Source organism: Bremerella sp. P1, from assembly GCF_028748185.1.
Classification (GTDB): domain Bacteria; phylum Planctomycetota; class Planctomycetia; order Pirellulales; family Pirellulaceae; genus Bremerella.
In genome coordinates this window covers 4,191,346-4,217,679 of sequence record NZ_CP118164.1, presented here as the reverse complement: position 1 = coordinate 4,217,679, position 26,334 = coordinate 4,191,346, and the positions used below count along the sequence as shown (strand labels likewise).

18 protein-coding genes and 1 rRNA gene are annotated in these 26,334 nt (G+C 52.9%); 6 read left to right on the top strand and 13 right to left on the bottom strand.

The window, feature by feature from the left end:
* Positions 1–14: 14 nt before the first annotated feature.
* From PSR63_RS17730 to PSR63_RS17720, 3 genes are all read right to left on the bottom strand, one after another.
* Positions 15–1,004, bottom strand: a complete 990-nt coding sequence (locus PSR63_RS17730; RefSeq protein WP_274327012.1) for a DUF1559 family PulG-like putative transporter — start codon at positions 1,002–1,004, stop codon at positions 15–17.
* A 123-nt stretch (positions 1,005–1,127) separates the two neighbouring features.
* Positions 1,128–1,475, bottom strand: coding sequence for a hypothetical protein (locus tag PSR63_RS17725; RefSeq protein WP_274327011.1), 348 nt, complete (start codon positions 1,473–1,475; stop codon positions 1,128–1,130).
* Positions 1,465–2,469, bottom strand: coding sequence for a DUF1559 domain-containing protein (locus tag PSR63_RS17720; protein WP_274334206.1), 1,005 nt, complete (start codon positions 2,467–2,469; stop codon positions 1,465–1,467). The genes PSR63_RS17725 and PSR63_RS17720 overlap by 11 nt, the downstream gene beginning before the upstream one ends.
* 253 nt (positions 2,470–2,722) lie before the next feature.
* Here PSR63_RS17720 and PSR63_RS17715 point away from each other — a divergent pair, with 253 nt between their 5' ends.
* A complete protein-coding gene (locus PSR63_RS17715) occupies positions 2,723–3,919 on the top strand; it encodes a helix-turn-helix domain-containing protein (RefSeq protein ID WP_274327010.1) in 1,197 nt (398 codons plus the stop codon).
* 11 nt (positions 3,920–3,930) lie between these two features.
* Here the strand turns inward: PSR63_RS17715 and PSR63_RS17710 are convergent, their stop codons facing one another.
* Entirely contained in the window at positions 3,931–6,549 is a 2,619-nt protein-coding gene (locus PSR63_RS17710) for a M48 family metallopeptidase (RefSeq protein ID WP_274327009.1), read from the bottom strand.
* Positions 6,550–6,818: 269 nt separating this feature from the next.
* On the opposite strand from PSR63_RS17710, the gene PSR63_RS17705 reads away from it, so the two are divergent.
* Positions 6,819–7,316 carry a hypothetical protein gene (locus tag PSR63_RS17705; protein WP_274327008.1) on the top strand — a complete coding sequence of 166 codons (498 nt, stop codon included), beginning with the start codon at positions 6,819–6,821 and terminating at the stop codon, positions 7,314–7,316.
* On the opposite strand, the gene PSR63_RS17700 is transcribed toward PSR63_RS17705, so the two are convergent.
* The 4 genes from PSR63_RS17700 to PSR63_RS17685 form a co-directional block, all read right to left on the bottom strand.
* Positions 7,313–8,293, bottom strand: a complete 981-nt coding sequence (locus tag PSR63_RS17700; RefSeq protein WP_274327007.1) for a sugar phosphate isomerase/epimerase family protein — start codon at positions 8,291–8,293, stop codon at positions 7,313–7,315. The genes PSR63_RS17705 and PSR63_RS17700 overlap by 4 nt on opposite strands.
* Positions 8,294–8,364: 71 nt before the next feature.
* Positions 8,365–8,826 (bottom strand): YegJ family protein, encoded by a 462-nt coding sequence (locus PSR63_RS17695; RefSeq protein ID WP_274327006.1) that lies wholly within the window; start codon positions 8,824–8,826, stop codon positions 8,365–8,367.
* Positions 8,827–8,918: 92 nt separating this feature from the next.
* Complete coding sequence (locus PSR63_RS17690) at positions 8,919–10,325, bottom strand: sulfatase (RefSeq protein WP_274327005.1); 1,407 nt, start codon at positions 10,323–10,325, stop codon at positions 8,919–8,921.
* 210 nt (positions 10,326–10,535) lie between these two features.
* Positions 10,536–10,913: a thioredoxin family protein gene (locus PSR63_RS17685; RefSeq protein ID WP_274327004.1), complete on the bottom strand. Its 378-nt coding sequence runs from the start codon at positions 10,911–10,913 to the stop codon at positions 10,536–10,538.
* Positions 10,914–11,565: 652 nt separating this feature from the next.
* Between PSR63_RS17685 and PSR63_RS17680 the strand changes: the two genes are divergently transcribed.
* Positions 11,566–13,073 (top strand): 16S ribosomal RNA (locus PSR63_RS17680).
* 217 nt (positions 13,074–13,290) lie between these two features.
* On the opposite strand, the gene PSR63_RS17675 is transcribed toward PSR63_RS17680, so the two are convergent.
* Both PSR63_RS17675 and PSR63_RS17670 read right to left on the bottom strand, forming a co-directional pair.
* Positions 13,291–16,866, bottom strand: a complete 3,576-nt coding sequence (locus PSR63_RS17675) for a hypothetical protein (protein WP_274327003.1) — start codon at positions 16,864–16,866, stop codon at positions 13,291–13,293.
* Positions 16,867–17,140: 274 nt separating this feature from the next.
* Positions 17,141–18,535, bottom strand: a complete 1,395-nt coding sequence (locus PSR63_RS17670; RefSeq protein WP_274327002.1) for a metallophosphoesterase family protein — start codon at positions 18,533–18,535, stop codon at positions 17,141–17,143.
* A gap of 244 nt (positions 18,536–18,779) precedes the next feature.
* Here PSR63_RS17670 and PSR63_RS17665 point away from each other — a divergent pair, with 244 nt between their 5' ends.
* The 3 genes from PSR63_RS17665 to PSR63_RS17655 all read left to right on the top strand — a co-directional run bounded on the left by PSR63_RS17665 (position 18,780) and on the right by PSR63_RS17655 (position 21,062).
* Entirely contained in the window at positions 18,780–19,220 is a 441-nt protein-coding gene (locus tag PSR63_RS17665) for a nucleoside deaminase (protein WP_274327001.1), read from the top strand.
* 346 nt (positions 19,221–19,566) lie between these two features.
* A complete protein-coding gene (locus PSR63_RS17660) occupies positions 19,567–20,547 on the top strand; it encodes a DUF1559 domain-containing protein (RefSeq protein ID WP_274327000.1) in 981 nt (326 codons plus the stop codon).
* A gap of 110 nt (positions 20,548–20,657) precedes the next feature.
* The gene (locus tag PSR63_RS17655; protein ID WP_274326999.1) at positions 20,658–21,062 is read left to right on the top strand and encodes a hypothetical protein; all 405 of its coding nucleotides are present in this window, start codon (positions 20,658–20,660) and stop codon (positions 21,060–21,062) included.
* A 63-nt stretch (positions 21,063–21,125) separates the two neighbouring features.
* On the opposite strand, the gene PSR63_RS17650 is transcribed toward PSR63_RS17655, so the two are convergent.
* From PSR63_RS17650 to PSR63_RS17640, 3 genes are all read right to left on the bottom strand, one after another.
* Positions 21,126–21,590 carry a hypothetical protein gene (locus PSR63_RS17650; protein WP_274326998.1) on the bottom strand — a complete coding sequence of 155 codons (465 nt, stop codon included), beginning with the start codon at positions 21,588–21,590 and terminating at the stop codon, positions 21,126–21,128.
* A gap of 183 nt (positions 21,591–21,773) precedes the next feature.
* Positions 21,774–24,407 (bottom strand): glucans biosynthesis glucosyltransferase MdoH, encoded by a 2,634-nt coding sequence (mdoH, locus tag PSR63_RS17645; protein WP_274326997.1) that lies wholly within the window; start codon positions 24,405–24,407, stop codon positions 21,774–21,776.
* Positions 24,395–25,990, bottom strand: coding sequence for a glucan biosynthesis protein (locus PSR63_RS17640; RefSeq protein WP_274326996.1), 1,596 nt, complete (start codon positions 25,988–25,990; stop codon positions 24,395–24,397). The genes mdoH and PSR63_RS17640 overlap by 13 nt, the downstream gene beginning before the upstream one ends.
* Between the last annotated feature and the right edge of the window lie 344 nt (positions 25,991–26,334).

Genomic DNA, 26,334 nt, shown 5'->3' with positions numbered 1-26,334 from the left:
CAGCTACAGAACCGTTAAAACTGCGGTCCGCCGATCGGCAGCCCATCGCCTCGTACGGCCAACGAGCGGTAAGCATTGATGTCGATCACTTCGCTAAGGAATTGAACCGAACCATCGCCGAGCACGAACTGTGCTCCGCCAGGATGCTCACTGCCGAAGGTAGATGTCACGTAGTTAAAGGTGTTGACCTGGTTGCCATTCACATCCGGCCCACTGTTGATCTGCCGGACCGCTGCCGAAGTTCCCACAAGAAGTGGATCGTTCGCCGTGTGACGATAGCCTGAAGCCCAGGTCGTCATTTCGCAGCAGGTATTTCCCTTCATGGCATAGATGGTTTCACCCACGATCAGCACGTTGGTGGTTCCGTCGGTGATATCTGCGAAACGCGTCTTCGAGTTTCTCCAGAAGACACCGTTATTGAAGTACACGCGACCGCTGTAACCATTGTGGCCGTTGTATTGATCCTGGTCATTCGGCGTTGGTCCACCACCGCATACCGCGTGGTAGCTCAACGTGGGAAAGCGGCCCGTCGTGAACGAAGGACAGATATACTTCGGCATCGACTTCGTCTGATAGACATGGTTGTTGTTGCTTGACGTGTCATAGCTGGAGGCACCATGCACCGTCAGGTTCTGATTGAATGCCCAGGCAAACGTCTTACCGAAATCAAACGAATCGTGCAGAGCCGATTCTTCCATGTAAGGAAGAATTAATACGGTCCACGGAGCTCGTGACATGTCCGCGCTCCAGCTTCCGCTATTTCCTAGATTGTGATCCGAGGCCGGCGTAGTCGCGACCGCCCCAGGTGGGAAAGACCCGAGCGAATCGTGATAGTTATGCATCGCCAAGCCAATCTGCTTCATGTTGTTCTTACATTCCATGCGGCGTGCGGCTTCTCGGGCTTGCTGCACGGCAGGCAAAAGCAATGCGATCAACACGCCAATGATGGCGATGACGACCAAGAGTTCGACTAGGGTAAAACCCGAGTACCTCTTCGAGTTCATAGTAATTTCCTTGTTCATTTTCTTCCGTTGAGAAAGCTGAAAAATAAAGATAAAGGATTGGTCCGGCGGCCACGCAGCATGACCATCGGCAAGCTATTCTCTGTTCCTGGAATTCGCACGGTTCTAGCCTGTGCTCGAATCGGAAAGCTTCTGCAGCATTTCCTCAGCGACCTTGCGGCGTTGTGTATCACCGCTGGCGGACTTCAATTTGATGTAGAGAGGTCGAAGCGGAGCGATCTTGTCAGGCGAGCTTCGCAGCGCGCTTTCGAAAGCTGGTTCTGCGCCGAACATCTCTGGCATGGGTGAACTCGGGTCGGCAATCTGAGTCAAAAATGACTTCAACATGCCGGTCCCATCATCGCCTGCTTCGCCAGGGTCGGAAGGAAACCTGCTCGACATACTGCAGCCGGCTACAACCAGCACCAACGTCAACACGATGAAAGCGGAAAGGGAGCGAGATTTAGAAATCATGGATTTCCCCTCCGGAACGAGTTCCCAAAGCACCCCACACACCGTAGGCAGATTTGCCATTCCAGTTGGGCGAGGCATCCTGATTACCAGCATCGATTGTTTCGTTGATGAACTGAGACGAACCGTCGGCAAAGACCACCTGAACACCACCTGGGTGACGACTGTTGGATGTCATCATGGCTTCGGTCCAGAAGTTCTGCTCTCGGGCACACGAAGGACCGTTGGGAGGAATGATCGTCGTTACACTTGTGTAGATGACGTTGCCGGGATGCCAGCTGTATCCATGCTTGTCGACCAGCGGCTGAAACGTCAGACCACTGGCGAACTTATTGCCCAACCAGACCGTGCTCGCGGTACAGTCGCTCGGTTTCGAGAAGTTGATAATCGCCGTGTCCCCGCGGGCACCTTCCGATGCTGGGCGGATGATCTCGGCCATGGCAATCGTGTTGCTCGACCCGTCTTTCAGGTCCGCAATATTGAAGAAGGAATTCCAGCCAAACATTCCGCGCGGCTGCTTATCTTCCCCCTGCGCACCGGTGGTTTCCATCCAGTGATCCGACACGACCGTCGCATAATTTGTCAGCCCCAACTCGCGATGGGTTCTGAGATCGTTATCGGAAGGACAAAGCAGGCCGGGGATCTGGGCGCGAGACCCTTCAAACTCAGTATTTACGTAGCAGCCGCCGTTGCCATTGAGACGTGGCGCCCACAGTTCATAAACCGCATTTTGCTCCAGATAGGGAGTCAGCGGCACGAACGCACTGACCCCGCTATACCAAGCATCGCAGCCTCCACCCCCTTGGGCTCGGGAAGGAAAAGCTTCGTTGGTGTCGTGGTAATTGTGGAGCGCCAAGCCTAATTGTTTGAGATTATTCGAACATTGCGAGCGTCTTGCGGCCTCCCGTGCCTGTTGTACGGCGGGTAACAGCAGCGCTATCAGCACACCTATGATGGCAATTACCACCAAAAGTTCCACGAGGGTAAATCCCCTCATTCTCGTCATTGACATTGAGTAGCCACTCCGTGATCGTAATAAATGGATGATGTTTGGCCCCCCAAGAAGAGTCAGACTTCGTCCAAACGCGTAGCGGCTTGGAAGCCTTCTTCTTTGGTGCCTACGGTGCATGATGGAGTGGATTACTGAGAATTATTGTGTATCGTTTAGATATACGAATCATTGCTAATTCCGTTTTTTGTGATTTTCAATTTGTTGCACGCGGGAAAGGCCTGCCTCGGGGCAACTAGGGATGATTGATCACACGAATCTAGTTACCAAAACGATTGCTTTGTTTTTGCCACGTGGGCATGAACAGTCTGCTCGGATCACGGCTGGGGCGGCCATGAGCGCCGGCGAGCATCCGCACATCACTCTCTTGGAATGGCCCTACGACGACTCGCAGCCCGACTTTGATTACGATTTCAGCGAGATCGAATTCGATGGCGCCATCATCTGGGCCTACAACGAGTCTCCGTGGGCCAAGCGTTTACTGCAGATGGGCATCCCCGTCGTCAATTGCGGAAGCAATTGGATTCATCATGGCGTGCCGTCGGTAGCGTTCGACTGGGAGGCGTTGCAGGACGATCTGATCGAGAAGTTTGCTTCCCTGGGAAGAGACCACGCGGCCATCGTTTCGCACAATCTCGGTAACGATCCCTTTAAGACCGCCTGGCTCGACCGCTTGACCGAGCGACTCAACGAAAACAATATTTCGACCGAGTTCTTCATTGCGCCGGGGCTTCCCAGTGAAGAACGACAACGAATGTTCAAGCCGGCTCAGGAATCGGAGATCATCAAGTTCCTCGAGGGGCTTCCCCATCCATCGGCCGTTTATTGCGACGACGACTACCTGGCAGCACTGATGTGCCGCGTTGCTCGCGATCTGAATTTTCGGATTCCTCAAGACATCGCCGTCATGGGCTTTGGCAACTACACGATCTCGCGCGTCGCGTCACCGGCGATTTCATCGATCGAGATTCATGGCCAAATGATTGGTCGGCAAGCGTTTCATATGGTTCGCCAGCGGCTCGAAGCGCCGGAAGAAGAATTCCCACAAGTTCAGCAGGTGCGTCTCGAGTTCATTGAACGCGATACCTTTCGCTTTGAACTTGTAAAAGATGCCGTCGTTGCCCAGGTCAATCGCATCATCGAGCGCGAGGCCTGCCAAGGCATCAACGTCGACGAACTCGCCCGGCGTCTAGGCGTCTCGCGCAACACGCTAAATCGACGCTTCCAGCAAGAGTACGGAATCACTCCGGGGAAGAAGATCCGGTCGATTCGCGTTCAGCAAGCGAAGCAAATGCTGGTGAATTCAGATCACAGCGTCACGAAGGTCGCCGAACTCTGTGGCTTCCCCGAGCCTGCCAATTTCGTCAACTTCTTCCGCCGGGAAGTTGGGCAAACTCCCAACGAGTACCGCAACAAAGCCAAGCAAACCGACAGTTAGCTTGCGCAGTGTTACTGTCCCGGAAAAGCTCCTCCAGACGGCCCCGGAAAGCTTGGGCGTGGAGGTCTCGACGAAGGCATTCCTGGACGTGTTGAACCGGGAAAGCCAGACGGCCTGGTTCCTGGATTGATCGACGGGGGCCGGACACGCATCTCGGGACTGTTCGGTGTAATCGAGGGGCTGGGGAACGAAGGGCGAGGTATTTCTGGCCGGAATCCGCTAGGAATATTCGGCTGCCGTACCCTGGGAAAGTTATGCTCTGGCATCGCCCATCGCTGTGGCACGACCGTCGGCCGGTATCCTGGATGATGTGGAATGATCGATGTTCCAGGCTGGGGAGTATACGTAAGGGCATAGAAGAACCCCACCGTCAGGCACACGACAACCAACGTCGCGATTCCGCCTGTGGTGACGTTCCGCCGGAATCGCTTTCGTGTCATCTCATCCAGATTATCGTTCAACTGCTCCCATGGATCGAGTTCCTTGGGGTTGGCCTGAACTTTATGCCCGAGAGCCGCTTCGACCTTTTCGCAGGCCTCGGTCAATGTCGCCAGCGTGCGTGAAACAACGCGGTCGGTGCGTTGCAGCACTTCCATCGATGCGGCCGTAAGTTCGACAAACTCCCCTTTATCAGGCAACTTGGGAACTAAGAAGTCACTAACCTTCACCACGCCATCCCGGTGCTCGAATGGATATTTCACCTCACCAAAGATGTGCTGAATTTCCCTCAATCCGCGATGCACCTTTTCTCCGAGTCGTGTGACACTCAGCTTCAACTGAAATGATAGGCGATCGACATCGAATCGCCCGAGTATCGCGTCTAGCACCAAGGTATCGGTGGACAACTCATCGAGCAGCGGATGTACGCCGGCCAGCGGCTTGCACAGGGCAATCACTCGGTCGACTCGCTTACGTTGATTCGAGATTACCGACTGCTTGTCCGATCGCCACAGCTGTGATGTGTGTAGAATTCGCAGGGCTAAAGTCATCCGACGACGCACCGCAGGATATAGCGACGTGAGACCTTCCTGGGCCTGATTGTGATGCCGTTGGGCGCGGTTATAGTGAAACGTGACGTCCGCGTTCTCGATAAACTTCAGGTCGATCAGCTTCTGAAAGATCTTCACGTGCTGAAATTCGCCACGTGCTTCCAAAAAATCCTCATTGGCCTTATTGAGCTTTTCTTTTTGCTCAATACAGTTCTGACGAGCGATCGCCAGGCTCTCTGCCGTCTGCTTGTAATTGTCGACCGGCACGTCCGCATCCGGATCTGGGAAGATCGGCCGAACAATGATCGATTCGGCCTGCATATAACGCCTTAATGCCTTTTGGGCCTTCTCTTCCGCGGTGTATTCCGCGTTGAGCACTTCCGTTGATACCAAGCTGGAAGGATCGAAGTCGGATTCGAGCACTTCCTTATAGTGCCGGATCGTCAACTCTTTGCATCGGCGATTAAAGTCTCTCAGTAACCGACCAGCTGGCTCCTGCGAGATCGAAGACGCCGGCAAGTCTAACCGTTGTAGCGCATTAATACGGGCCGGAAGCGACGGATGCGTATCGAACCAACGGGTCGCGTTCGACGAAATCAACTTCAACGAGATTTCCTGCTGTCGGGCATTCCAGCGTCCGACGCGCGAAAGAATGAACCGTGGCAAGTCGTCCGGCAAGCGTTTCTCTTGCCAGGAATTGGTCAGGTCATCGTTGGTCGCACTGGCCGCCATGCCCAAGAGATGAACTCTCTGTAGCGAACGGCAAGCGATATCGCTGCCTACCAGTCGAGCCATGTACTGATCGCAATCGAACTCATCCTTTCGCGAAATCAAACAACTAGACGCTTCAGCAGTGACAAAGAAAACCCACAAGATCCATCGCCCGAGTGACAAAGCCTTCTTAATGGGCAAAAGCAGCAGACGAAGTGACTGGCCTTCCTGCGTATTGATGGCCAGCCAGATATCAAACCGATCTGGCTCGTACATCGCACGATAGAATAGCCCGTTAACGATACCAATGATCGTCTGCAGCTGAATGTTCCTTTCTAGGGCAAAATGCCCCATCTCATGCGCCATGATGCCAGCCAACGAGGCGACATCACACGAAGCGATCAGCGGCAGACCGAGGATCAGAACCCGCTTTTCAGGAAACAGCCCGCCGAGCGGCCCTTTATTGTAAACCGCCGCTTCGGCCCCTACCGTGAAGTGCACTTCGTCGATCATCCGTGTGTCGACACTGTTACATATTCGCTGCACGAACTCGAACAGCAGAGGCTCGTCCTTCTTCGTCACCACGATCGGTTCTTCGCGCGGTGGGCTGATCCGAAAGATCGGCTTAATCACCAATGCCAAGAGAATGAGCAAGAAGAGTGGCGGCAGCGAATAGAGCAGAACCACCCAAACGCTCACGCCGGTTCCCAGTAGTCGCAGATGGCTTAGGAAATAGTCAAACGCAAACCAGCCGACGACCAGGATGATCGCAAAGTAGATCAATGTCAGCAGAATCAAGCACGCCGCCGAAAACCACACCGACACACGATACAACGGTGACCACTGAACCGGTGGCAGCTCACGTTCGAGTGAATTGAGTAGTTGATTGACGTTCGAAGAATCGGAATCGGAAGAAGCAACGGTCGCCATCGCCTGGAACTCCAACGCATGAATGGGGCTGATAGCGATTCTGGCTGTTTCGAGCGTCCGTTTCAAGAATGAGAAAAGTGATTCTCAAAGATTCCTGCCAGCCAATACAAACGGGGCGTTGACCCCAACAATACCGGAAGGAAGCGCCAAGTGAATTTACGTGGAAACGTCTTTGAGAATTGATACAATCCTCGCATCTCCTCTACCTCAAGCCGACGTACTTTTGCGAGCTTGGCAACCTTTCTCCCATCTAAATTCGAGACCTCATCATGTACCGCTATGCACATCTGCTTTGCGCTATCTCGATTGGACTACTTTGCTCGTGTTCGAGCAGTTCTCTCCCGGCACCGGAAGGAACCTTCCATTACACCCTAAGTGATGAGCACAATGTGATGGCCGACCCAATGGCCGACCCAATGGTCGAAGCACGCTCGCTTGAAGCACCGCCGAGTGCAGCCTTGGAGATCGATGCGAAAGAGTACACCTTCAAAATACCTGAAGGCATGGACGTCACTGGGCCCAATGCAATTCACTTGTATCAAAGCGAAAGTGACAACAAGTTCCGATGTGACTGGTTCGGCGACCAGCCAGTGATCGTTAATGCCGACACACTGGAATCGTTTGACGGGAAGTCCGTGTTCCAAGGCTTTCGACAAGGACAGAGTTACATCATGGCAATTGGCCACGACAACGCTTCCGAGGCTGACGGCCAGAAACTTGTTTTCAAGCCACTGTGGGTTGCGACTTTAGACATTGCCCAGCCCTAGGCTCGAGCGAAGGCCTTTCGCAAGAGCGCCAAACTCTGCGGGATGGCTGTCTGGTAGTCTTCCATGCCCTCGAATTCGAGAGAGATATAGCCGCGATAATCATGCTTTCGCAGAATGTCGCCAATGCGGTCGTAATCGAGATCGAGCGTATACCACTGCCCTCCCCCGTAATACGTCTTCGCTTGGACAAAAATTGTTTGAGGAGCGATCTTTTCGAGACGATCGTACGGATCGTCAAGGAAGTTGCCGGTGTCGGTACAGATCTGCAGCCAAGGCGAATCAATCGCGTTGACGATCCTCAGAATGCCCTCAGGAGTCAGCCCCAATCCCCAGTGATTCTCGAGCGCCAACACAACACCACACTTCTCGGCGGTGGGAAGGCACTTCTCCAACGCTTCAATCACCCAAGGAAACGCATCTTCATCCGTGTATCCTTCGAGCGGCGATTCAATGCCACGGTTGGCCATCAACTCGTCGAAGCTGCCTGACGTCCCCCAGGTACCCGTGTTCACTCGCATTACGGGAATTCCAAACTGGTAGGCAATTTCGATTTGCCCAATCGTTCGATCGATATTCTCTTTTCGCTTCTCCCGATCCGGCGTCACGAAACCTTGATGCGTCGAAAGCCCAACCAGCGGCAGCCCCAAACGCAAAGCATGTCGCTTGTACGACATCATCTTCGAGTGACTCAGCATCTCATTCTGCTGAAGTTGATACAGCAGCAGCTCGACACCATCGAAACCGTACTCGTCCGCAAGATCGATGCACTTATGGAAGTCTCGCAGATCATCATTACGAAATCGCCAAAGCGAGTACGTCGAAAGAACAATCGGCGAAGTCTTGCGTGCGCCGCTCTCGTCACCGGGCTTTGTGTCTTGTGCCTGCAAGGCCTGGCTCAGGGGAATCATCGATGCGCCCGCGGCAAGTCCCAGAAAGTTTCGTCGTGAGGCAATCAAATTATTAGCAATCGTGTTCATCGTGATAGTAGTCCTGAGCTAACCGGAAAAGTAAACGGAACTGCTCGCTGTCCAAGCGAGGAAAAGAGCGATTAGGGTTCGGCTAACATGGCACGAAACTCGGCCGCTTCTTCCTCAGGCAAAGTCTTAAGTAGAGGACGCATGGTGTAGTTTCCATAGATCTTGCCATCCCGCATGTACATCCAGTCCGAGATGTCGTCTTTGGCAATCGTCCACTCTTGGCCAGCCTGGACGTTGGTCACGAGGCCAGGATCATTGTCAATGGTTCCGGTGAACTGCCCACTGTCGAACTTCACCCCGGTAACCCAGAAGTGTTCCACCTGACCCTTGTCTTCGATCGGGGCTTTTACGGCAAAGCTTTCTCCCTCGCCACTTTCCAATGCCTCGATAAATCGATCGACGGTTGATTGTGCCTCGGCGATGGCGGCTTCCATTTCTTGCTCATCATAGCCATCTGCAATCAACGTATCGGGCTTTGAACTACATCCCCAAAGGAAGACAGTCAACAACAGAAAACCAAAGACTGTGCGCATCAGATTCATTCCAAGGCCGGTAACAGAAAGACTTGCTAAGAAGTCAGCATAAAAGCCTTGGATGCGGAGAGCAATCAACCACGCGTATATTTTTACGCAGCAGTTTTTCCCTTTTTCTTCTTACCGGCGTTCCTGGGCAACTCAGGCACGTTTGTTTTCGGTAGATACTGCTGAAACGATTGCTTGAGTTCGTCGTACTTCGAATCGCTTGCCAAGTTCTTCCACTCGTAAGGATCAGCATCGTGATCGTACAGTTCCTCGCTGCCATCGGCATAGCGGATGTAGCGATACTGCTCACTTCGCAAGCTGTGGTTTTGACGACGGAACGTTGTCAACGCTGGCTGCTCCCAAGCACTATCTGGGGCAATAAGCAACGACTTGATACTCGGTCCTTCGACATGGGTAGGGACTTTGATCGCGGCAAGGTCGCATAACGTTGGATAGATCGTCATGAAATCGACCGGACGATTACAGACAGCACCTTGCTTCGTCACCCCTGGTGCCACCCAGATCAAGGGTGCCCGACAAGCCTCTTCCCACAAAGCAAACTTTCGCCAATGCTCTTTTTCACCAAGATGCCAGCCATGATCGCCCCAGAGGACGACAACCGTGTTGTCTTTGTACTTCGACTCCTCTAATCCATCGATCAGCCTTCCGACCTGCATATCGGTGAAGTGAATAGTTGCCAGGTAGGCCTGAACGGCTTCCTTCCATCGCCCTGACTGAAGCATCTTAGCGTGGTCCCCTTCGGGCTTGGCCATTTTGATTCCGGCACTGGGAACATCGGCCAGGTCGTTCTTTTGATGAGGAGGCAACTCGATCGCATCGAGCGGGAACTTCTCGAAATGACTGAACGGAACGCTCCAAGGCATGTGTGGCTTCACAAGTCCGACGGCCAGAAAGAATGGCTTATCATGCGTTTGGCCGAGTTTTTCCAAGGCATAGTCGACCACCAGGTGATCTGGCATGTCGCTATCGGGATTGGAGAGAGGCCCAAACTTGATCCCACCGACACCATCGTTCTTCGCCGAAGCATCTAGCGTTAGCTTGGGGTTATTCTTCTGGAAATACTCCGTCCATTCCCCATCACGATGTTGGCTACCATGGTAGATCTTGCCCGCCCCAAAGACGTTGTAGCCTGCTTTGAGAAACTGAGTTGTGAGCGTCTTTCCCTTCGGAATTACTGGCGTCCAATCTTGGCCGTTGTCATAGCAACCGGTAGTGCTGGGACGCAGACCCGACATCAAAGCTGCCCGCGATGGATTACAAGCCGGGGCCGCGCAGTTTGCGTTGGTGAACGTCACGCCCATCGCCGCAAGTCGGTCAATGTTAGGCGTTTTCGTCTGTGGATTACGCCCCAGATGCCCTACCCAATGATTCAAGTCATCGACAGCAATGAACAAAACGTTCGGTTGCTTGGGAGCCACATCGGCAGCCATCAAGGAAGAAGCGATCGTCACCATCAAGGTGCCAACAATACCGATCCAGTAGGAACGCATGGCGAAGGCCAGTTCAGAAAAGGAGAAGAGGACTGAATGCAGGTCAACATCTTAATAGATGCATATGCTCATTCAGTTATTGTCGATTTGCCGCTGCGATTCCGGAAAAACCTACCCATCTCCCTGACATTCAGAGGTTTTCGTTGGTGCTGCGCGGTCGAGAGTCGCATCGACACAAGCCCTACTTCGTTGCGCCGATACGCTTTGCAACTACCAGCCGCCGCGGTACATACGCTTTAGACGGGAAGCAGAGGCTGAACCGCTCACTCGGCGTTTCTCTTCACCATTGACGACGTAGACAAACTGAGGAATCGACCGAATCCCGTACTTCTGGGCTAACGTCGAATTCGAGTCGACATTCACTTTTCGGATCGGATAACCGGCGTTACGAAGTTCCTGATAGGCCGGTTCTGCCCGGCGGCAAGCAGGACACCAGCCGGCGGAGAAGAAGAGAATCTTTCCAGGCAGATCGCGCGGTGCAACATCCTCGGCTGGCGAGAACCCGCCGGATGAATAGGTAGCGAACGTTAACACGACCGGTGCGGCAAAGCTAAGCATTGCCACGATAACGACGATTGCCTTCTGCATGAATCTCCCCTTCCGACATGGCTCTTTCAATCGCAAGTTGCCACTGCTTTATGAAATAAAGCTTATCGCTTGGCCCATTCCTGTCGGTTTCCTGAGATTCGCGCTGCCCTGGTGATCCTTTACCGGGGGAATCGAAATGATCGTCAGAACCGAACCTCGGTCCAGACGGTTGAGAGCGAGGCCGTTCCCAGCCTCAAATCACAGTCGACAGCCCGAGATTACACACCGAACTTGGGCTTCAACTTCAGAATCCGAGACCCATTCGAAAGATTCTTAGCCCGTGTTTTCCCGAGTAAAACGCACTCATTTCGTTTTTTCTTCGCCGAAACGCCCCTGCCCGTTGACACCCCAATCGTTTCTGGTACTATTTGTCTCTTCCCAGTTGGGCAACATTGCTCGCAGGGACAAAAGCAAAACGCTTTTGACGGTGTGAAAGCACCAAAATGATCTTTGACAATTTGGTAGTGACCTCTGTTTGAGAACAATAGTGGTTGTGCTTCTTTGAGATTGCTTGCAGTCTTGGAGAGGCGATCACAATTTGAACTCAAGCTAGTTCAATTTTTTTGAAATCTAGTAGCTAGTTCAAACATTTTCGATTGCTAACTTGCTAACACACTGATTCGGCTTCGGTCGTCTTGGTTAAGCAAATATTTAATTGAAGGGTTTGATCCTGGCTCAGAATGAACGTTGGCGGCATGGATTAGGCATGCAAGTCGAGCGAGAACCAAGAAAGCTTGCTTTCGAGGGGACAGCGGCGAAAGGGAGAGTAACAGGTAGATACCTACCTCCAGGCTGGGAATAGCGTCGGGAAACTGGCGGTAATGCCCAATAACATCTACGGATCAAAGCTCCGGCGCCTGGAGATGGGTCTGCTCACTATTAGCTAGTTGGTAAGGTAATGGCTTACCAAGGCGACGATGGTTAGCGGGCGTGAGAGCGTGGCCCGTCTCACTGGGACTGAGACACTGCCCAGACACCTACGGGTGGCTGCAGTCGAGAATCTTCGGCAATGGACGCAAGTCTGACCGAGCGATGCCGCGTGCGGGATGAAGGCCTTCGGGTTGTAAACCGCTGTCAGAGGGAAGGAAATTTTGACCAAACCTCAGAGGAAGGTCGGGCTAAGTTCGTGCCAGCAGCCGCGGTAAGACGAACCGACCGAACGTTATTCGGAATTACTGGGCTTAAAGGGTGCGTAGGCGGCCATGCAAGTCAGATGTGAAATCCCACGGCTCAACCGTGGAACTGCGTTTGAAACTGCATGGCTTGAGGGAGATAGGGGTGAGCGGAACTGATGGTGGAGCGGTGAAATGCGTTGATATCATCAGGAACACCGGTGGCGAAGGCGGCTCACTGGGTCTCTTCTGACGCTGAGGCACGAAAGCTAGGGGAGCGAACGGGATTAGATACCCCGGTAGTCCTAGCTGTAAACGATGAGCACTGGATCGAGGGACCTCCCACAGTTTCTCGGTCGTAGCGAAAGTGTTAAGTGCTCCGCCTGGGGAGTATGGTCGCAAGGCTGAAACTCAAAAGAATTGACGGGGGCTCACACAAGCGGTGGAGGATGTGGCTTAATTCGAGGCTACGCGAAGAACCTTATCCTAGTCTTGACATGCTTAAGAATCTCCCTGAAAGGGGAGAGTGCTCTTCGGAGAGCTTTTGCACAGGTGCTGCATGGCTGTCGTCAGCTCGTGTCGTGAGATGTCGGGTTAAGTCCCTTAACGAGCGAAACCCTTATCTCTAGTTGCCAGCGAGTAATGTCGGGGACTCTAGAGAGACCGCCGGTGTTAAACCGGAGGAAGGTGGGGATGACGTCAAGTCCTCATGGCCTTTATGACTAGGGCTGCACACGTCCTACAATGCAACATACAAAGGGAAGCAAAATCGCGAGATCTAGCAAATCCCAAAAAGTGTTGCTCAGTTCGGATTGCAGGCTGCAACTCGCCTGCATGAAGCCGGAATCGCTAGTAATCGCGGGTCAGCATACCGCGGTGAATATGTTCCTGAGCCTTGTACACACCGCCCGTCAAGCCACGAAAGTGGGGTGCACGCGAAGTCGCTAAGCTAACCTTCGGGAGGCAGGCGCCGAACGTGAACTCCGCGATTGGGACTAAGTCGTAACAAGGTAGCCGTAGGGGAACCTGCGGCTGGATCACCTCCTTTCTAAGGAAAACTTTTGGTTCAAGTGGTTTTCACGAACCCAATACGAACCTCAAGTGGGACGACCACTATCCCTCAAGCAAGTCACTACCTTATTTATATTGAAGAACCTCTTCGAGCTAACACTCGAAGAGGTTTTTTCATGCGCTGATGGCAACTTGGTTCAATGCGGATCGACCGCGCCACAAGAGTGGACGCGGTGAATCAATGTTTAGGCGGCTCAGAGAAGTCCGTCGACTTCCAACCATTCGGAACTCACCGATTCCGTTACTGCGGCTTTCTCGTCGACAGTCGCCAATACTTCGTCCGTGTTCAATACTGAATCAATGACTTGCGCATCCCACGAAGGCTCCTCCCAGACTGGAATCTCCGGAGCCAGGTCAAACTCATCTCGCGTTTCATCGATCACCAAGTCATCTTTCACAATCGCACTAAGATCCGCCGTTGAAGCTTCCCAATAAGCGGTCACGTCTGGTTCATTTTCCAATTGGAATGTGGAAGGTGAGGCGACCCGAGCAGCCGTTTCACCTTCGTTCGCGAACGATGCTCGAGCCTGAACATTAGAAGAGAACTTACGTTCTCCAAAGCGGGAAACGAATAACGCGAAGTCCGCCAAACTAACTTTGCCGTCCTGATTAAAATCAAAACGATACACTTCGGGAGAACTCTCATCGGCTGTCTTGCCAAATTTGGCGACGAAGCCTGCAAAATCTACCAAGCCAATATGCCCATCGTCGTTGACATCGTAGACCACGGGCGTAGCCTCGATCTTCGCTTGCTCAGTCTCATAAAGAACGGGCTGCTTGGTCGTGATATTGCTGGCCGCCACAAGCTTGATGCCGTCGACCGACTTCGGTTGCGGGTAAGCGCCTTGAATATCCGCGGCAACTTCAATCTCGTTGTTGGAGTCCAAAGGAAAGCCTAAGGTCGCAACAAGCACTCGATCGCCAAGCTCAAAAGACGAAAGGTCGATATCGGTAATAGCCAAGCTTGCGGTACGGGTACCACCACCATTTTGATTGATAATCGTCGCTGTGGAACCGAGGTGTGACGTGAATTCTGGGCCGAGGAACCAGAGAGAATCCCACTCCAGCTGAATTGTAAGATCAAATATCTTTTCTGCTGTGTCGGGCCCAATTGTCAGCCAGACCTGCCCGACAGGTGAATCCCACTCTCCGAACTTCGGAACTTCTTCCGTCGGATTATTCTCGACTTCTCCCGCAACATACGTCGTATCGACGGCGTATTGAAACTCGACCGTAATTTCGCCGGAGACTAAGGGGATCGAATAAAGTTCCCGACCCCGGACTTCATCATACAAGTTGGTGAAAATGTGATTTTCCGAGACGACGAATTCGTGGTCGAAGTAGGAACTCGGTGGGATATCGATTCCTTGTGTGAGCGTAAATATTCGGTCATTGGCACCAGGCTCCAGGACCAGCATATCAAAGCTGCTAGTTCGATCACTTGCTAAACTGAGATACATTCGCCCATCGACAGTGGCAAACGGGCTGCCTGGGTCATGGTAGCCTCTGACAAACTCAGAATGGGGATCTGACTCGAAGACAAGCTCCAACGAGCCCTCCCCTTCGTTGGCCTGTGGGTCGAATCGCCACAATTCGAACAACGTTGAACCATCGTGAGCTCGGAAATAGAGTTTGTCATCCAGCACGGTCAGTTGCTCGGGTCGTCCATTTCCCGAACCAGGGCGGATATCGGTGATCCGACGAAAGGCTTCCGTCTGGGGATCGTACTCAAACAGTTCGTCTCCATTGCTGTCACTTTTGGCCTGAAAGTAAACCTTGCCGAGCAATTGGGTAAAGTACTTGGGGGTGGAAATTCCTTCAGGGAGTTCGATCCGCGTGGCTGGTTCCATTTGGCCAGCAGCGATCGCGTCGTAGACATAGATGGCTTTTCCGTCGCCATATCTCTCTTCCGCCGCAAAATAAATCTTATCCCCAACCGCGGCCGTGTAGTGTGGACTCCCTAGCAATTGGCCAACCAGGAAGTCGGGGACGTCAATCATTTCACCAAGCCCGGCAGGCGCGTTCATATCGTAGTAGTCCAGATAGACTTCATGACTGCCGAACCAGAGGTAAAATCGATGACCACTTACGGTGACGAAATCGGTGTACGGACCAATCACATCCAGACGTGTCAGAGTTTCCGTTAAGGGATCGTACTGCCAAATAAAGTTAACGCCATATTGCTCGGCATCGAAAAAAAGTTGGCCATTGAAGACGGTCAAGTTCGAGACATTGGAGCTATCGATCCCGGGAGCAATATCCGCGACCATGACCGGGTTTCCCAGGCTTCCATCGGCTTGGATATCCGCTCTCCATAATTCACTTCCATGGAAACCATCTTCGGCGACGAAGAAGAGCTTATCCTCAATGACCGTAAGTTCATGAGGATTTGAGCTTTCATTGAGTTCCGTCGTTTGCCGTGGCTGGTACAGACGATCCTCGTCGAAATCATATCGCCACAAAGTTTCTTGTTGTTGGAAATCCGGGGAAGCTGGAAATAAAATCGAGTCTCCAACTTCAAACACGATTGTCGAATCAAAGTCCCAAGGAAAGTATCTCAGTTCTGCCTCGGAAATGATCTGGACCGCGTCGGACGGCTCGGCACTGGGATCAACCCGGAATAACGAATAAGCATATGTGTGATAAATCGAATTTCCTACCTGATAACTGCGGTAATATCGCATGTAGAGATACAGCGTATCCTCGCCGACCGATACGTTGAACACTTCGAGATTGGAACCAAGCATGTCGCGAGGCGCGTCGCCACTTTCGATGTCATATTCCCAAAGCTCGTCCTGACCGCGACTTCCCGCCAGAATGTAGAGCTTCCCATTCAACGCCACCAGTTTCTTAAGATCACTGATTTGAAGCAGTTCTTGTGCACCTGATTCATCTTGGGGATCAAGCTCTCGTACGGAACTGCTATCACTGGTAAAGAAATAAAGCTTTTCGCCAGACACAGCCAGTTTAGCCGTGATATTGGACGACAGAGCCTCATAGATTTGATTGGTGGCCTCGGCACCTTCCTGGGACGAATCGTATTCCCAGATTTGGAACGTTCCCAGTTTGCCTGTCGCACTGAAGTAGATTTTTTCGCCGATGTGCAGCAATTCATAGCCAGGTCGGTGATTGCTTGCGCTTACCTCGGCGACCAGGCTGGTACCTTCGCCGGGAGTGTATCGCCAAAGATCAATGTCTCCACCTACGTTGTAATCGCGATAATAGAGACTCCCATCCAACATCAACATTTGATCGAAGGCAGCATCGTCATAACCCCCAACAGCATTGAGTGAGGCAATCTGGGTCAGCTCGCTGGTGTTAAGATCGATCGCAAACAGTCCGTAGCCGATGCCATAATTTGCCTCGGCTCGAACGTACAATGTGTCTTGCTCTCCGTAGAGGTGATATACAGACCTCAAGCTGATTTGGTTGTGTTGAATTTCCAGCGGAGCAAGCTCCCCTTGCCCGCCATTTGCCTCCGGATCATACATCCAAATTGCGGCGGTCTCGCCTCGGTTTTCGAAGTCGTCACCGATAAAGTAAAAGATGCCGTCGACCATCGTCCCCTGTTCATACTCGACCGGCAATGCTTCTTGATTGACATCGACCACCAATTCAGGCATCACCTCGTTGGCCGTCAGCGACAGCATTCGGCGGTCTTCTAACGTCTCGGCGTAATGAACTTGACGCGTTGTTGGCTTGGATCGAGTTGCTCTTGGCTTTTGAGGACGAAACTGGCGGGCAATACGGCTGAAGAAGGGGAAAGGCATGTTCTATTCCAACTAGCTGTAAGATCGAAGTTTCTGGGGGGGTGATTAAGCGGAATGCGCAGCTTAACACCATCTCCATTAGGGGCTTATAGCACCCATATGGGTGGATATCTAACGAGGTAGTCTAGACGGAATTCAGGGCAACGGAAAGCGAACCACTGGGAATTCCACGGCGATTTACCAAGAAAAAAAGAAAGCTCCAGTCAGGGCCTGACTGGAGCTTTCGCGATCGAGGATTGGTGCGTCACTAAACTCGACGCAAACGTGGGGTTGGCTATTCCGACTTCGCAAACTCCACAGCCGTACGCACCTGGGGAATCGCGTAGCGTGTTGTCTTAGCCAGGAAGTCCTGATCAAGGACTAACTCGATTCCATGGAATGCATCGTCATCCATCTTGCCACGGTACGTTACGTGGAAGGTGATCTTCTGTGACTCGCCTGGTTTCACGCGGCCGTGAGTGTGATTGGGGGAGATCGTCCACCGTGAGTCGCGGCTCGCTGGGGTCAGGGTGAAGTCGATCGGACGCTCGGTTGGGTTGTCGATCACCGTGGTGATCGAGCCTTCGTGAAGATCTTCCCCGGCCGGAGCGAGCGTTGTCGAGACTTTCGGCTTCTGCTGGGCCAGTTTGATCGCTTGCTGCTGGAGTTCGGACGTGATCTCGCGAACGTCCATGGCTTCACCCACGGGAAAAGCAGCCATCGCAACTTGCTTGGGACGGACAGTCACCAGATGATACTGATGCAAGTAGCCTGCCTCCGGCACCTTGCTGGATTGTCCGCCACCGACGGTGGCCAGGGTGACGTACTCGATGCCGTCTTGTGGGTCATATCGCATGTAATGGATATGGCCTGCGAAAACAGCGGTCACGTTGCCTGCATCCTTGAGCAGTGGGTGCACGCGTTCTTTCCAATCGTTTCCGTAGTTACCGCCCAACCAACGTGGGTGATGCAGGAAGATGAATTGATGATCGTTCTCCTTACCTCGCTCAATCGCTTCCTTGAGAAAGGCAAACTGATCTTCGCTGATCTTCTGGGCATTCGCCTTTTGGAAATTCTTTTCGCCGGTCTCGGGATCACCTTCGTCGGAGTAGATGACGATGAAGTTACAATTCTTGTGCTGGAACGAGTACCACAGCGGACCGAAATGCATTTCGTAATGCTCATCATGCTGCGTCTTTGGCATCGTCGGGTCGTTTAGCGGACGCCAATAGACGTCGTGATTGCCAGCGACCGGGAACCAGGGGCAAAGCAGTTCTTTCATGATCGCCTTGAACTCGCGCATCTGTCCGAGCCACTCTTCGGTTCCGTTATAACCGTTGATCAAGTCGCCCACGGTCATCACCAGGTCTGGCTCAATTAAGTTGACGTCGCGGACGGCATCGGCAAGCACATTGACACCTTCCTTGGGGCCGCCGGTGCGATCGCCAAACACGGCAAACACGAATGCATCTTGCTCGTTAGGAAGAGGCAACATGACCTGGCTGGAACGCGTTGTGAAAAAACGCTTATCCGTTGGCTTTTCCGTTTCGTGATGATGGTTGTGATGGTGCATGTGGCGTTCATGCACCAGATTGGGTGTGTCGGTCATCGGCTTCTCTTGGGCGCTAACGCTGCCCAGTAGAAGAAAGCCAAACCATAGGAAACTTTGTGCCGTGAATATGCTTTTCATCGTGCTCATTGCCTTTCGCACTCTGGAGATTGTCAGGAAACAATGTAGAGCGAAGCTACCCGAGGTATATTAATGGGTCTAGGGGCCGAAGTACAGAAATTCCCGTCTAAACGATTTCTTCATACGGATCACGGTTTTCCACGCGAGCAGAACACGCTGGGCGATTCGGCTTCCCCTCTTAAGCACCACGTGTGAAAGCGCGATAGAATTGATGCAGACCAAAGATTCAACTGAGGAGCTTGCCATGGATCCGTTCTTTCAGGTAGCCATCGAGGAGGCCAAGAAGGGCTTACAAGAGGGGGGCATCCCGATTGGTTCTGCGCTGGTCGTCGACGGCAAGTTGCGTAGCCAGGGACACAATCAACGTGTTCAGAAAGGAAGCGCCATCCTGCACGCCGAGATGCACTGCCTGGAAGAAGCAGGCCGACTGACGCCCAGTGAGTATCGCAACTCGGTTCTCTATACGACCCTTTCTCCGTGCGATATGTGCAGCGGCACTGCCCTGCTCTACAAGATTCCCAAGATCGTGGTCGGCGAAAACCTGACCTTCCAAGGTCCTGAGTCTTATCTACGAAGCCGCGGGGTAGAACTCGTCATCCTGGACGACGCGGAGTGCAAAGCATTAATGGACGAGTTCATTGCTGCGAACCCTCAATTGTGGAATGAAGACATCGGCGAAGTTTAACGGCGCGCAACCAATACACGACTCGCTGAATTTCTTAGCAAGGCCGCACTCAGGTGGATTTTCGCAATCCATTACTACTGGGGGTAACCCGATTATTTCGGGTTTTCGCTGATGATGTCACGTGCGCCCTAAATGGTTTTTTTTGAGAACTTTACGCCTCGCGCATGATCTTTTACACGCAGCATCGCAGAAATCACGCAAACGAATTGGCATAACGTGTGCCTGAGAAATACAGCGTAATCCTATCATGCGTTTCCCCTCCCCCCACACTCAGGGAAACTCTCGCCATAAATTCTGCTGTGTATATCGTCCTTCTTTTATAGTTACCTACAGGATTGCGTTTGGTATGAATCGAAACTCTACGTCCCCCAAAGGATTCACCCTGGTCGAACTCTTGGTGGTGATCGCCATCATCGGTGTTCTCATCGCATTGCTCTTACCGGCCGTTCAACAGGCTCGGGAAGCAGCCCGAAGATCTCAATGCGTGAACCATCTGAAGCAGCTTGGCTTGGCCATGCACAACTACGAAAGCACATTCGGAATCTTTCCCTACGGACATCAAACCGAAGTCAGTGGAAACACGCATCGTCGGGATTGTTGGTATCAACGTATTCTTCCATTCATTGAACAAAAGGCACTGTCCGATGCCTACGAAGAAGATCCCGGCGAATACGTGATGCACGTAAATAGCAACATCAAGAAAGCCGAGGTCTACACGCTGACGTGTCCTTCCGATCCTAGTTCCCCCGGTCACGGTGGCTCTGGTGATTCGATCAGCTTCCAAGGCAACTACGCGATGTCTTGTGGCCCAGGAACGATCTCCTATGACAACTCGACAAATCCTGCGACGATCAACGTTACCGACCGCAACATAACCGGCACCGATCCTGGCGGCATGTTCTACCGCGAGTCAGACAATACGTTCCGCGATTGCACCGATGGTTCCAGCAACACTCTCATGGCTGTCGAAGGCATCATTCGACGAAGCGGAGTTTCATCGTGGGGTGAAACGGGTGGCTACTGGGGCGGTGCTCCGCACGGCTCGTTTGGTATCTCCGTAGCGGAAACGCCGAACACCAGCGTGGCCGACCGACTTTATTCCTGCTCAGTAACATCAGTACCAGGGGCACCAAGCGATGCTCCTTGCGAAAACGGAAATTCCGGAGGGCTTTCTGGTCGCTGGAACTTCGCTCGCAGTTACCATCCTGGCGGTGTGAATGGCGTGATGGTCGATGGCTCGGTCCATTTCTTCACCGACACGATCAACCGTCAGACATGGTTGAGGTTGGGTCTCCGTGGCGATGGCCAAGTGGTTGGCGAGTATTAATCTGCGATTTCGCTACGGTTGCTGTTGAGAAACCGCCCATGCCGCTGGAGGCCGCATGGGCCACTCTGTGACTTAATTCCTGTCAATACAATGTCCATGAGGATGTAAGTATGAGAACCTCTCTCGCGCTACTGGTTTGCCTGATTCTCGGATCGCTTGGATGCAGCTCAAGCACGTCAGGGCCCGATATGCATGTCGTCCAAGGCACCGTAACATTCGACGGTCAGCCGATCGAAACCGGACGCATTCTTTTCCGTCAAACGGAAGGAGACGGCCGAGCCTATGCGACGGAAATCGTCGACGGTTCCTATCAGTTGGAAGTGAAAGAAGGACCATCCGAGATCGCGATTACCGCCTCGCGATTGATCCCCGGCAAGTTTGACCACTCCAATGGAACGCCTGAGCAGATGGGAGAAATGTATATCCCAGCCAGGTACAACCAGAAGACCGAGCTGAACGCGCTCGTAACTTCCGGCGGAGACAACCAATTCTCCTTCGATCTCACGACAAAGTAACAGGCGATTGCAAGCAAAAATTCGCCTGGGCAATTAGCAGGGCTGCCAACGCACTGGACAGCCCTAGGCTCGAATTGAATGCAAGTCTGCCAACAACATTTCCCGTGAAGATTCTTCCTCGATTTGGTCGACTAGTTTCTGAGCCGAACTCAGGTAACGTTTTGCGGCGGAAGTATCTCCTGAAATAGCGGACGCCCTGGCCAGCGCCTCGTAGGCATAGGCTCCGTAGAAGGGCGGGGTCTCTTTGGCGTACTTCAAGCAGAGTTCGCCACAACGCAAAGCCATGCCTCCTTCGCTTAAAAGAGCAAAGACGCGTGAGAGTTGCCAATAGCCGACCGAGCGAGACTGGTTATTCACGTCACCTCGATGGTTCCAATGCCATAAGGATGCGGCAGCCCGGCAGAGCATGGCCATATCTTCTTCCGGTGTTCGATCGGTCTTATCGATCAGATCCCATGCCGTATTGAATGCCTCAGCCGAAAACTGACGATGTGCAAGCGCATGATCGAATTGAGGCTGGTCAGACATACCAAACTTCCCGTGGGCACAAAGAATAAAGCAATTGCGTGCCGATTGTTCTATGCCCGCGTGCGATCAACTGCAAGTAAAAATCTCACGATCTTGCCTGCCGCAGTAAATCTATCAAGAAACGATGCATGCCCACGCGAACGTGGGCATGACACCTGAGATGGTTGAATTGTCAACGACCGACTAGCGGTACGACAGAGCCGATTTGGGTACGCGTTGCGATCGCACTTGGATGTGCAATTGCTCCATCGCGTATCGGTTGTTCTGAACCTGGAATCGAACCTGAGGAGGCAGCGACTTCAGGCCCTCCTTCTTCACCATCGATTGGATTTCCATCAGTTGGTCACGAAAGACCGGGATCTCTCGATCGGCAGTACGCAAGATGCCCAAATGAAGGACAAGGTATGCAGGGTCTTCCAGAACCAGTTGAAAAGGATCGACGTTGGGTGAATGGTGCTTTTCGCGAAAGCCCTTTGCCAAGGCGTCTTTCTGTGCGACCAAAACTTCAGGATTATCAACCTCTTCACTGATAACCAACAAGTCGTTCGCTTTCAACTTTCGACCGATATCAAGGCTCCCCAAGATCATCGAAAGAGGCACCGAGAAGACAAGACCTACCAGAACCGGCGCGAGCCAGAACAGGAACGCCGGGGCAGTCATGAATAGCCCAAATGTGACTCCCAAGCCAATCAGTGTATCGGCCCAGTGCATCATAATCGCATCGCTGAACGTGACGCCTGTGTCGTCACGCTGCTGGGCATTCCACTTCACCTTCTTTCCACGCAGGGTCGCCAGGACGAATTGGCTATGAAGCAGCATCATGATGGGGGCAATCAGGATCGCAATGCCCGTCTCCAACAGTACGCTCAGCCAAGCCTTCTTACGCACCTCGGGCGAATCGGTCGATTGTGGCCGCAGATACATGGCGATCAGGCCGTATGCTTTTGGCAATAGCAGCATCCCCATCGTCGCGGCAAAAAGTCCGCCTGCCATCGCTCCGAGGATTGCGGTCCCCTCCTCGCCACCGCTGATAAATGCAGCGACCAGCGAAAGGGTGAGGAACACCAACCACAGTGGCGAAGCCAGGTAGCTCATGACTCCCATGCTCAAGTGCAGACGGCTGGCGGGATGGAAGCCATCGGCCAGCAGCAAGCCCATGTGCTGCATGTTTCCTTGGCACCAGCGTTGATCGCGCTGGGCATAGTCGAGCATAGTCGTTGGACACTCTTCGTAGCTGCCTTGCAGGTCGTGAGCCAGGCAGATCTTCCAACCAGCGCGACGCATCAACGCTGCTTCGACAAAGTCGTGACTGAGGATCTCACCACCCAAGGGGCCGCTGCCTGGCAAGACCGGCAGATCGCAATGCTCCATGAATGGTTGAATCCGAATGATCGCGTTATGCCCCCAGTAGTTGCCGTCGCATTCCGACCAGAGAGCAAACCCTTCGAGGAACACTCGACCGTATACCTGGGCAGCAAACTGCTGCGTGCGGGCGAAGAATGATTGACGATTCACTGGGGTTGGTGGAACCTGCAGGATGCCGATTTTCGGATCGTTCTCCATCCGGCGAACCATTTCGACCAACGTCTCGCCAGCCATCACGCTGTCGGCGTCTAGCACGATCATGTAAGGATAGTGCTCGCCCCAACGTTGGCAGAAGTCGGCGATGTTACCAGCCTTCCGACTGATGTTCTTCGGACGGTGGCGATAGAAGACCTGGCAGCTGTCCGGCAAGTCGATCACCAGCTTGGCCCAGGCCCGTTCTTCTTCCAGCCAAATGTCAGGATTGGTGGTATCCGAGAGAATGAACAAGTCGAACTTCTCTGCGGCACCAATCGAATTAAGCGATTGAGCGACCGCTTTGAGGTTCGCCATCACGCTGGTAGTGTCTTCGTTATAAATCGGCATCAAGATCGCGCTTCGCGGAAGCCCGGCCAGGTAGGCAGGATCTTCGGGGCTGAGCGACTTCTTTTGTTTCTTCGTGAACAAGATCGAAGCGAGCCCCATCGTGGCGGTCCAGAAGCTGAACGCAATCCAGAAGAACAGCAGCACAAACAGGCCAACCAACGGATATTGGAAGAAGCCAGTATTGGCAACCGTTTCCCAATAGACAGCGGCGGCCGTTCCTGTCGTCATGATCGTTAGGAACGCCAACAGACCACGCGTTACGTTAAAGCATTGGAAGATAGAACAACCCTTGTTCTCTTCCGCACGAGCCGGGTCGTCGTACGACGGCTTTTCGATCTCCTTCAAGCCGAACATCTCGGCCAGATGGTTTCCCCAACTGGGAAGCAGCGGCAATTGCTGCTTGGTCATTTCTTTCGGCTTAGGCTGCGGGACGACCGGTTTCCGCTTCGACTTGGCATCGGCAACGAAAGAGTCTGGCAGAGATTCCGCCAGAAAGCCTTCCGGGTTCTGGCTCAACAGATCGGGTAAATGGGCACCGATCACGCCAGCAGGAATGCGATGGTCATTCGCGTCATTTTCGACTTCGATCGCGTGAACCCATTTCGCGAGCTTCTTCACGGTCAGTCGAATGGCAACCTTACGTAGTCGTTTACCGTTGGCTTTCGGATCGGTTGCCAATTGCTCGAGCGCATCGTTGACAATGCGCTTGCTCTCGGCAGCGATGAAGTCCGTATCGGTAACACCGAGATCGCGGAGATAGTCCGACACAACGAGCTTCGCAGCTCGGACGTCGGAATCCGGAATGACTTCGTGCAGCGCATTCGCATTAGGAAAGACTGCGCCGATGGCGTCCGTGCCAAAAGAGTCAAAGATGGCACCGACATCGGTGGTTGAACTTAAATGGGACATAAATATCTCCACGATTCAGAGAAGAGTTCGTCCTCGTCGGTGAGGTAAACTTCCATCTCCATGGCGTACGGTGAATCTGGAATCAGGTTGCACGATACTTCTACGGTGTTCAGTGCAGTACGTCGGACGACGACGTTCTCCGCTTTGCCGCGCTGCACATCGATAAACGCTTGCAACTGGCGTTCCGTAGAGAATTTGGAAATGGTGTCGCCCTGGTAAACGACGGTGAGACGGAGAGAAGACTTATCCGAGCGATCGACCCGGAAATCAGCCACCTTCGCGAGCGAATGCTGCTTAGGTGCCTGGTTAAGAAAAGCAATTTCGTACTCGAGATCGATTGGCTTACCGACCTCGATTGGTTGTTTTGGCATCCAATAGGCGCCAATGTTATCAATCCCTTCATGTTCCGACGGCAGCTCGAGAAGCTGGACGGCGCCATCTTCCCAGGGAGTCTTGGGAGTCACCCAGACACTGGGCCGAAGATGATACTTGGCTTCGTCATCCTTGTAGCGGCCAGGAGCTCGTTCGGCCTGCATCAGGCCAAAACCGTGCAACTCCTTCGCGTCGTAGTTACTCAACGACGGAAAGTCCAACCGGTTGAGCGATCGGCGGATCCAGGCGTTCTCGCCCTTTTGAATCAGAAGACTATCGGCATCGTGTACACGGGGTCGCGGATCGTTCTCTGGACCATCTTTCCCCATGCCCCACATGAACATGCTGGTCAGCGGAGCAAAGCCGACTTTCTCGGGCACGCTGCGAAAGAACAGTTTGGCTTTCACGTCGATTGTCATCGTCTCGTCAGGATGAATGACCAACGCGTACGCGCCGCACACGCTGGGGCTATCTAACAGGGCCCACAGTTTCAACTGCTTGGCATCCTGCCGAGGCTGTTCAATCCAAAACTCGCGGAAGATCGGAAACTCTTCCGTCTTAGCGAGACCGATGTCGACGGCCAAACCTCGGGCACTCGTCCCGTAAAACTGCCCAGGCGAAATGGCCCGAAAATAACTTGCTCCCAGGAACGAAGCGATCTCAAGCGGATGCTCCGAGGAAGGAAACTTGCCAATCACTTTGATCCCGGAATAGCCGAGATCCTTGGGCGGATCGAGTCCAGCCAGCTCTCCCCGGTATTGAAACAGGGACTTATCAAATTCCATCCACTGCGTCTGCTTGGCCGCCTTTGCATTTTCCGGAAGCAGCGATACCTGCACTTCGTCACGGAAGATATACCCGCGATGAAACAGCTCCAGCCAGAACGGCAAAGCGTCTTTCTTCCAGATTGATTTCTCATGCTCGAAAGCGATCAAGCGATACGTATCGTAGTTGAGGTTATTAAGATCTTCTGGAAGCTCACGCGAAGATTCATACGGCTTGGCCGAGTTCGCTTTTGCCTTGGTCACCATGGCCTGGAAGATGGCATCTGAGTCAGCTTCCCCCATCGTTGCTGCTGGTTCCGCCCATGCCTCTTGCAGCGGAAAAAACGATACGGCGCTAAACAACGTGATAACGATCAACGTTGGCGTATCCAAAAATTGGATCGCTTTCAGCGCAATAACTTTCGTCCAGTCCGAGAATACATACATGGAGAGGGCCTGTGGTGTTGGTGTTGCTATCACGCCGTGCGCGACAGGCCCTTTCAGATGCACGAGTCGTGCCAAAGTTTGTTTTGTATTTCACTAACAGATCCACAAGAACCGTTGCGAAACTTTTAAACCTGTCAACGAGAAGAAGCGACCCCATAGAAGCAAAATAAGGGAACGCACCATGAGAGCTAAGTTCTGATGGGTATTGGATAAAGATTGACCACCTACCAATGCTGGCAGAGTTTGATACGAACTGACGCGAAATTGACCGCTACGATGTGCAGAAATTGCACAGCTTGAAGTCGAATTTACAGATTTACATGCATTCATCCGGGAATCCGTTT

Excerpts from the sequence above, each read along its gene's own strand:
- PSR63_RS17730 (WP_274327012.1), bottom strand. The coding sequence starts at position 1,004 with ATGAACTCGAAGAGGTACTCGGGTTTTACCCTAGTCGAACTCTTGGTC.
- PSR63_RS17725 (WP_274327011.1), bottom strand. The coding sequence starts at position 1,475 with ATGATTTCTAAATCTCGCTCCCTTTCCGCTTTCATCGTGTTGACGTTG.
- PSR63_RS17720 (WP_274334206.1), bottom strand. The coding sequence starts at position 2,469 with ATGAGGGGATTTACCCTCGTGGAACTTTTGGTGGTAATTGCCATCATA.
- PSR63_RS17715 (WP_274327010.1), top strand. The coding sequence starts at position 2,723 with ATGATTGATCACACGAATCTAGTTACCAAAACGATTGCTTTGTTTTTG.
- PSR63_RS17710 (WP_274327009.1), bottom strand. The coding sequence starts at position 6,549 with ATGGCGACCGTTGCTTCTTCCGATTCCGATTCTTCGAACGTCAATCAA.
- PSR63_RS17705 (WP_274327008.1), top strand. The coding sequence starts at position 6,819 with ATGTACCGCTATGCACATCTGCTTTGCGCTATCTCGATTGGACTACTT.
- PSR63_RS17700 (WP_274327007.1), bottom strand. The coding sequence starts at position 8,293 with ATGAACACGATTGCTAATAATTTGATTGCCTCACGACGAAACTTTCTG.
- PSR63_RS17695 (WP_274327006.1), bottom strand. The coding sequence starts at position 8,826 with ATGCGCACAGTCTTTGGTTTTCTGTTGTTGACTGTCTTCCTTTGGGGA.
- PSR63_RS17690 (WP_274327005.1), bottom strand. The coding sequence starts at position 10,325 with ATGCGTTCCTACTGGATCGGTATTGTTGGCACCTTGATGGTGACGATC.
- PSR63_RS17685 (WP_274327004.1), bottom strand. The coding sequence starts at position 10,913 with ATGCAGAAGGCAATCGTCGTTATCGTGGCAATGCTTAGCTTTGCCGCA.
- PSR63_RS17675 (WP_274327003.1), bottom strand. The coding sequence starts at position 16,866 with ATGCCTTTCCCCTTCTTCAGCCGTATTGCCCGCCAGTTTCGTCCTCAA.
- PSR63_RS17670 (WP_274327002.1), bottom strand. The coding sequence starts at position 18,535 with ATGAAAAGCATATTCACGGCACAAAGTTTCCTATGGTTTGGCTTTCTT.
- PSR63_RS17665 (WP_274327001.1), top strand. The coding sequence starts at position 18,780 with ATGGATCCGTTCTTTCAGGTAGCCATCGAGGAGGCCAAGAAGGGCTTA.
- PSR63_RS17660 (WP_274327000.1), top strand. The coding sequence starts at position 19,567 with ATGAATCGAAACTCTACGTCCCCCAAAGGATTCACCCTGGTCGAACTC.
- PSR63_RS17655 (WP_274326999.1), top strand. The coding sequence starts at position 20,658 with ATGAGAACCTCTCTCGCGCTACTGGTTTGCCTGATTCTCGGATCGCTT.
- PSR63_RS17650 (WP_274326998.1), bottom strand. The coding sequence starts at position 21,590 with ATGTCTGACCAGCCTCAATTCGATCATGCGCTTGCACATCGTCAGTTT.
- mdoH (WP_274326997.1), bottom strand. The coding sequence starts at position 24,407 with ATGTCCCATTTAAGTTCAACCACCGATGTCGGTGCCATCTTTGACTCT.
- PSR63_RS17640 (WP_274326996.1), bottom strand. The coding sequence starts at position 25,990 with ATGTATGTATTCTCGGACTGGACGAAAGTTATTGCGCTGAAAGCGATC.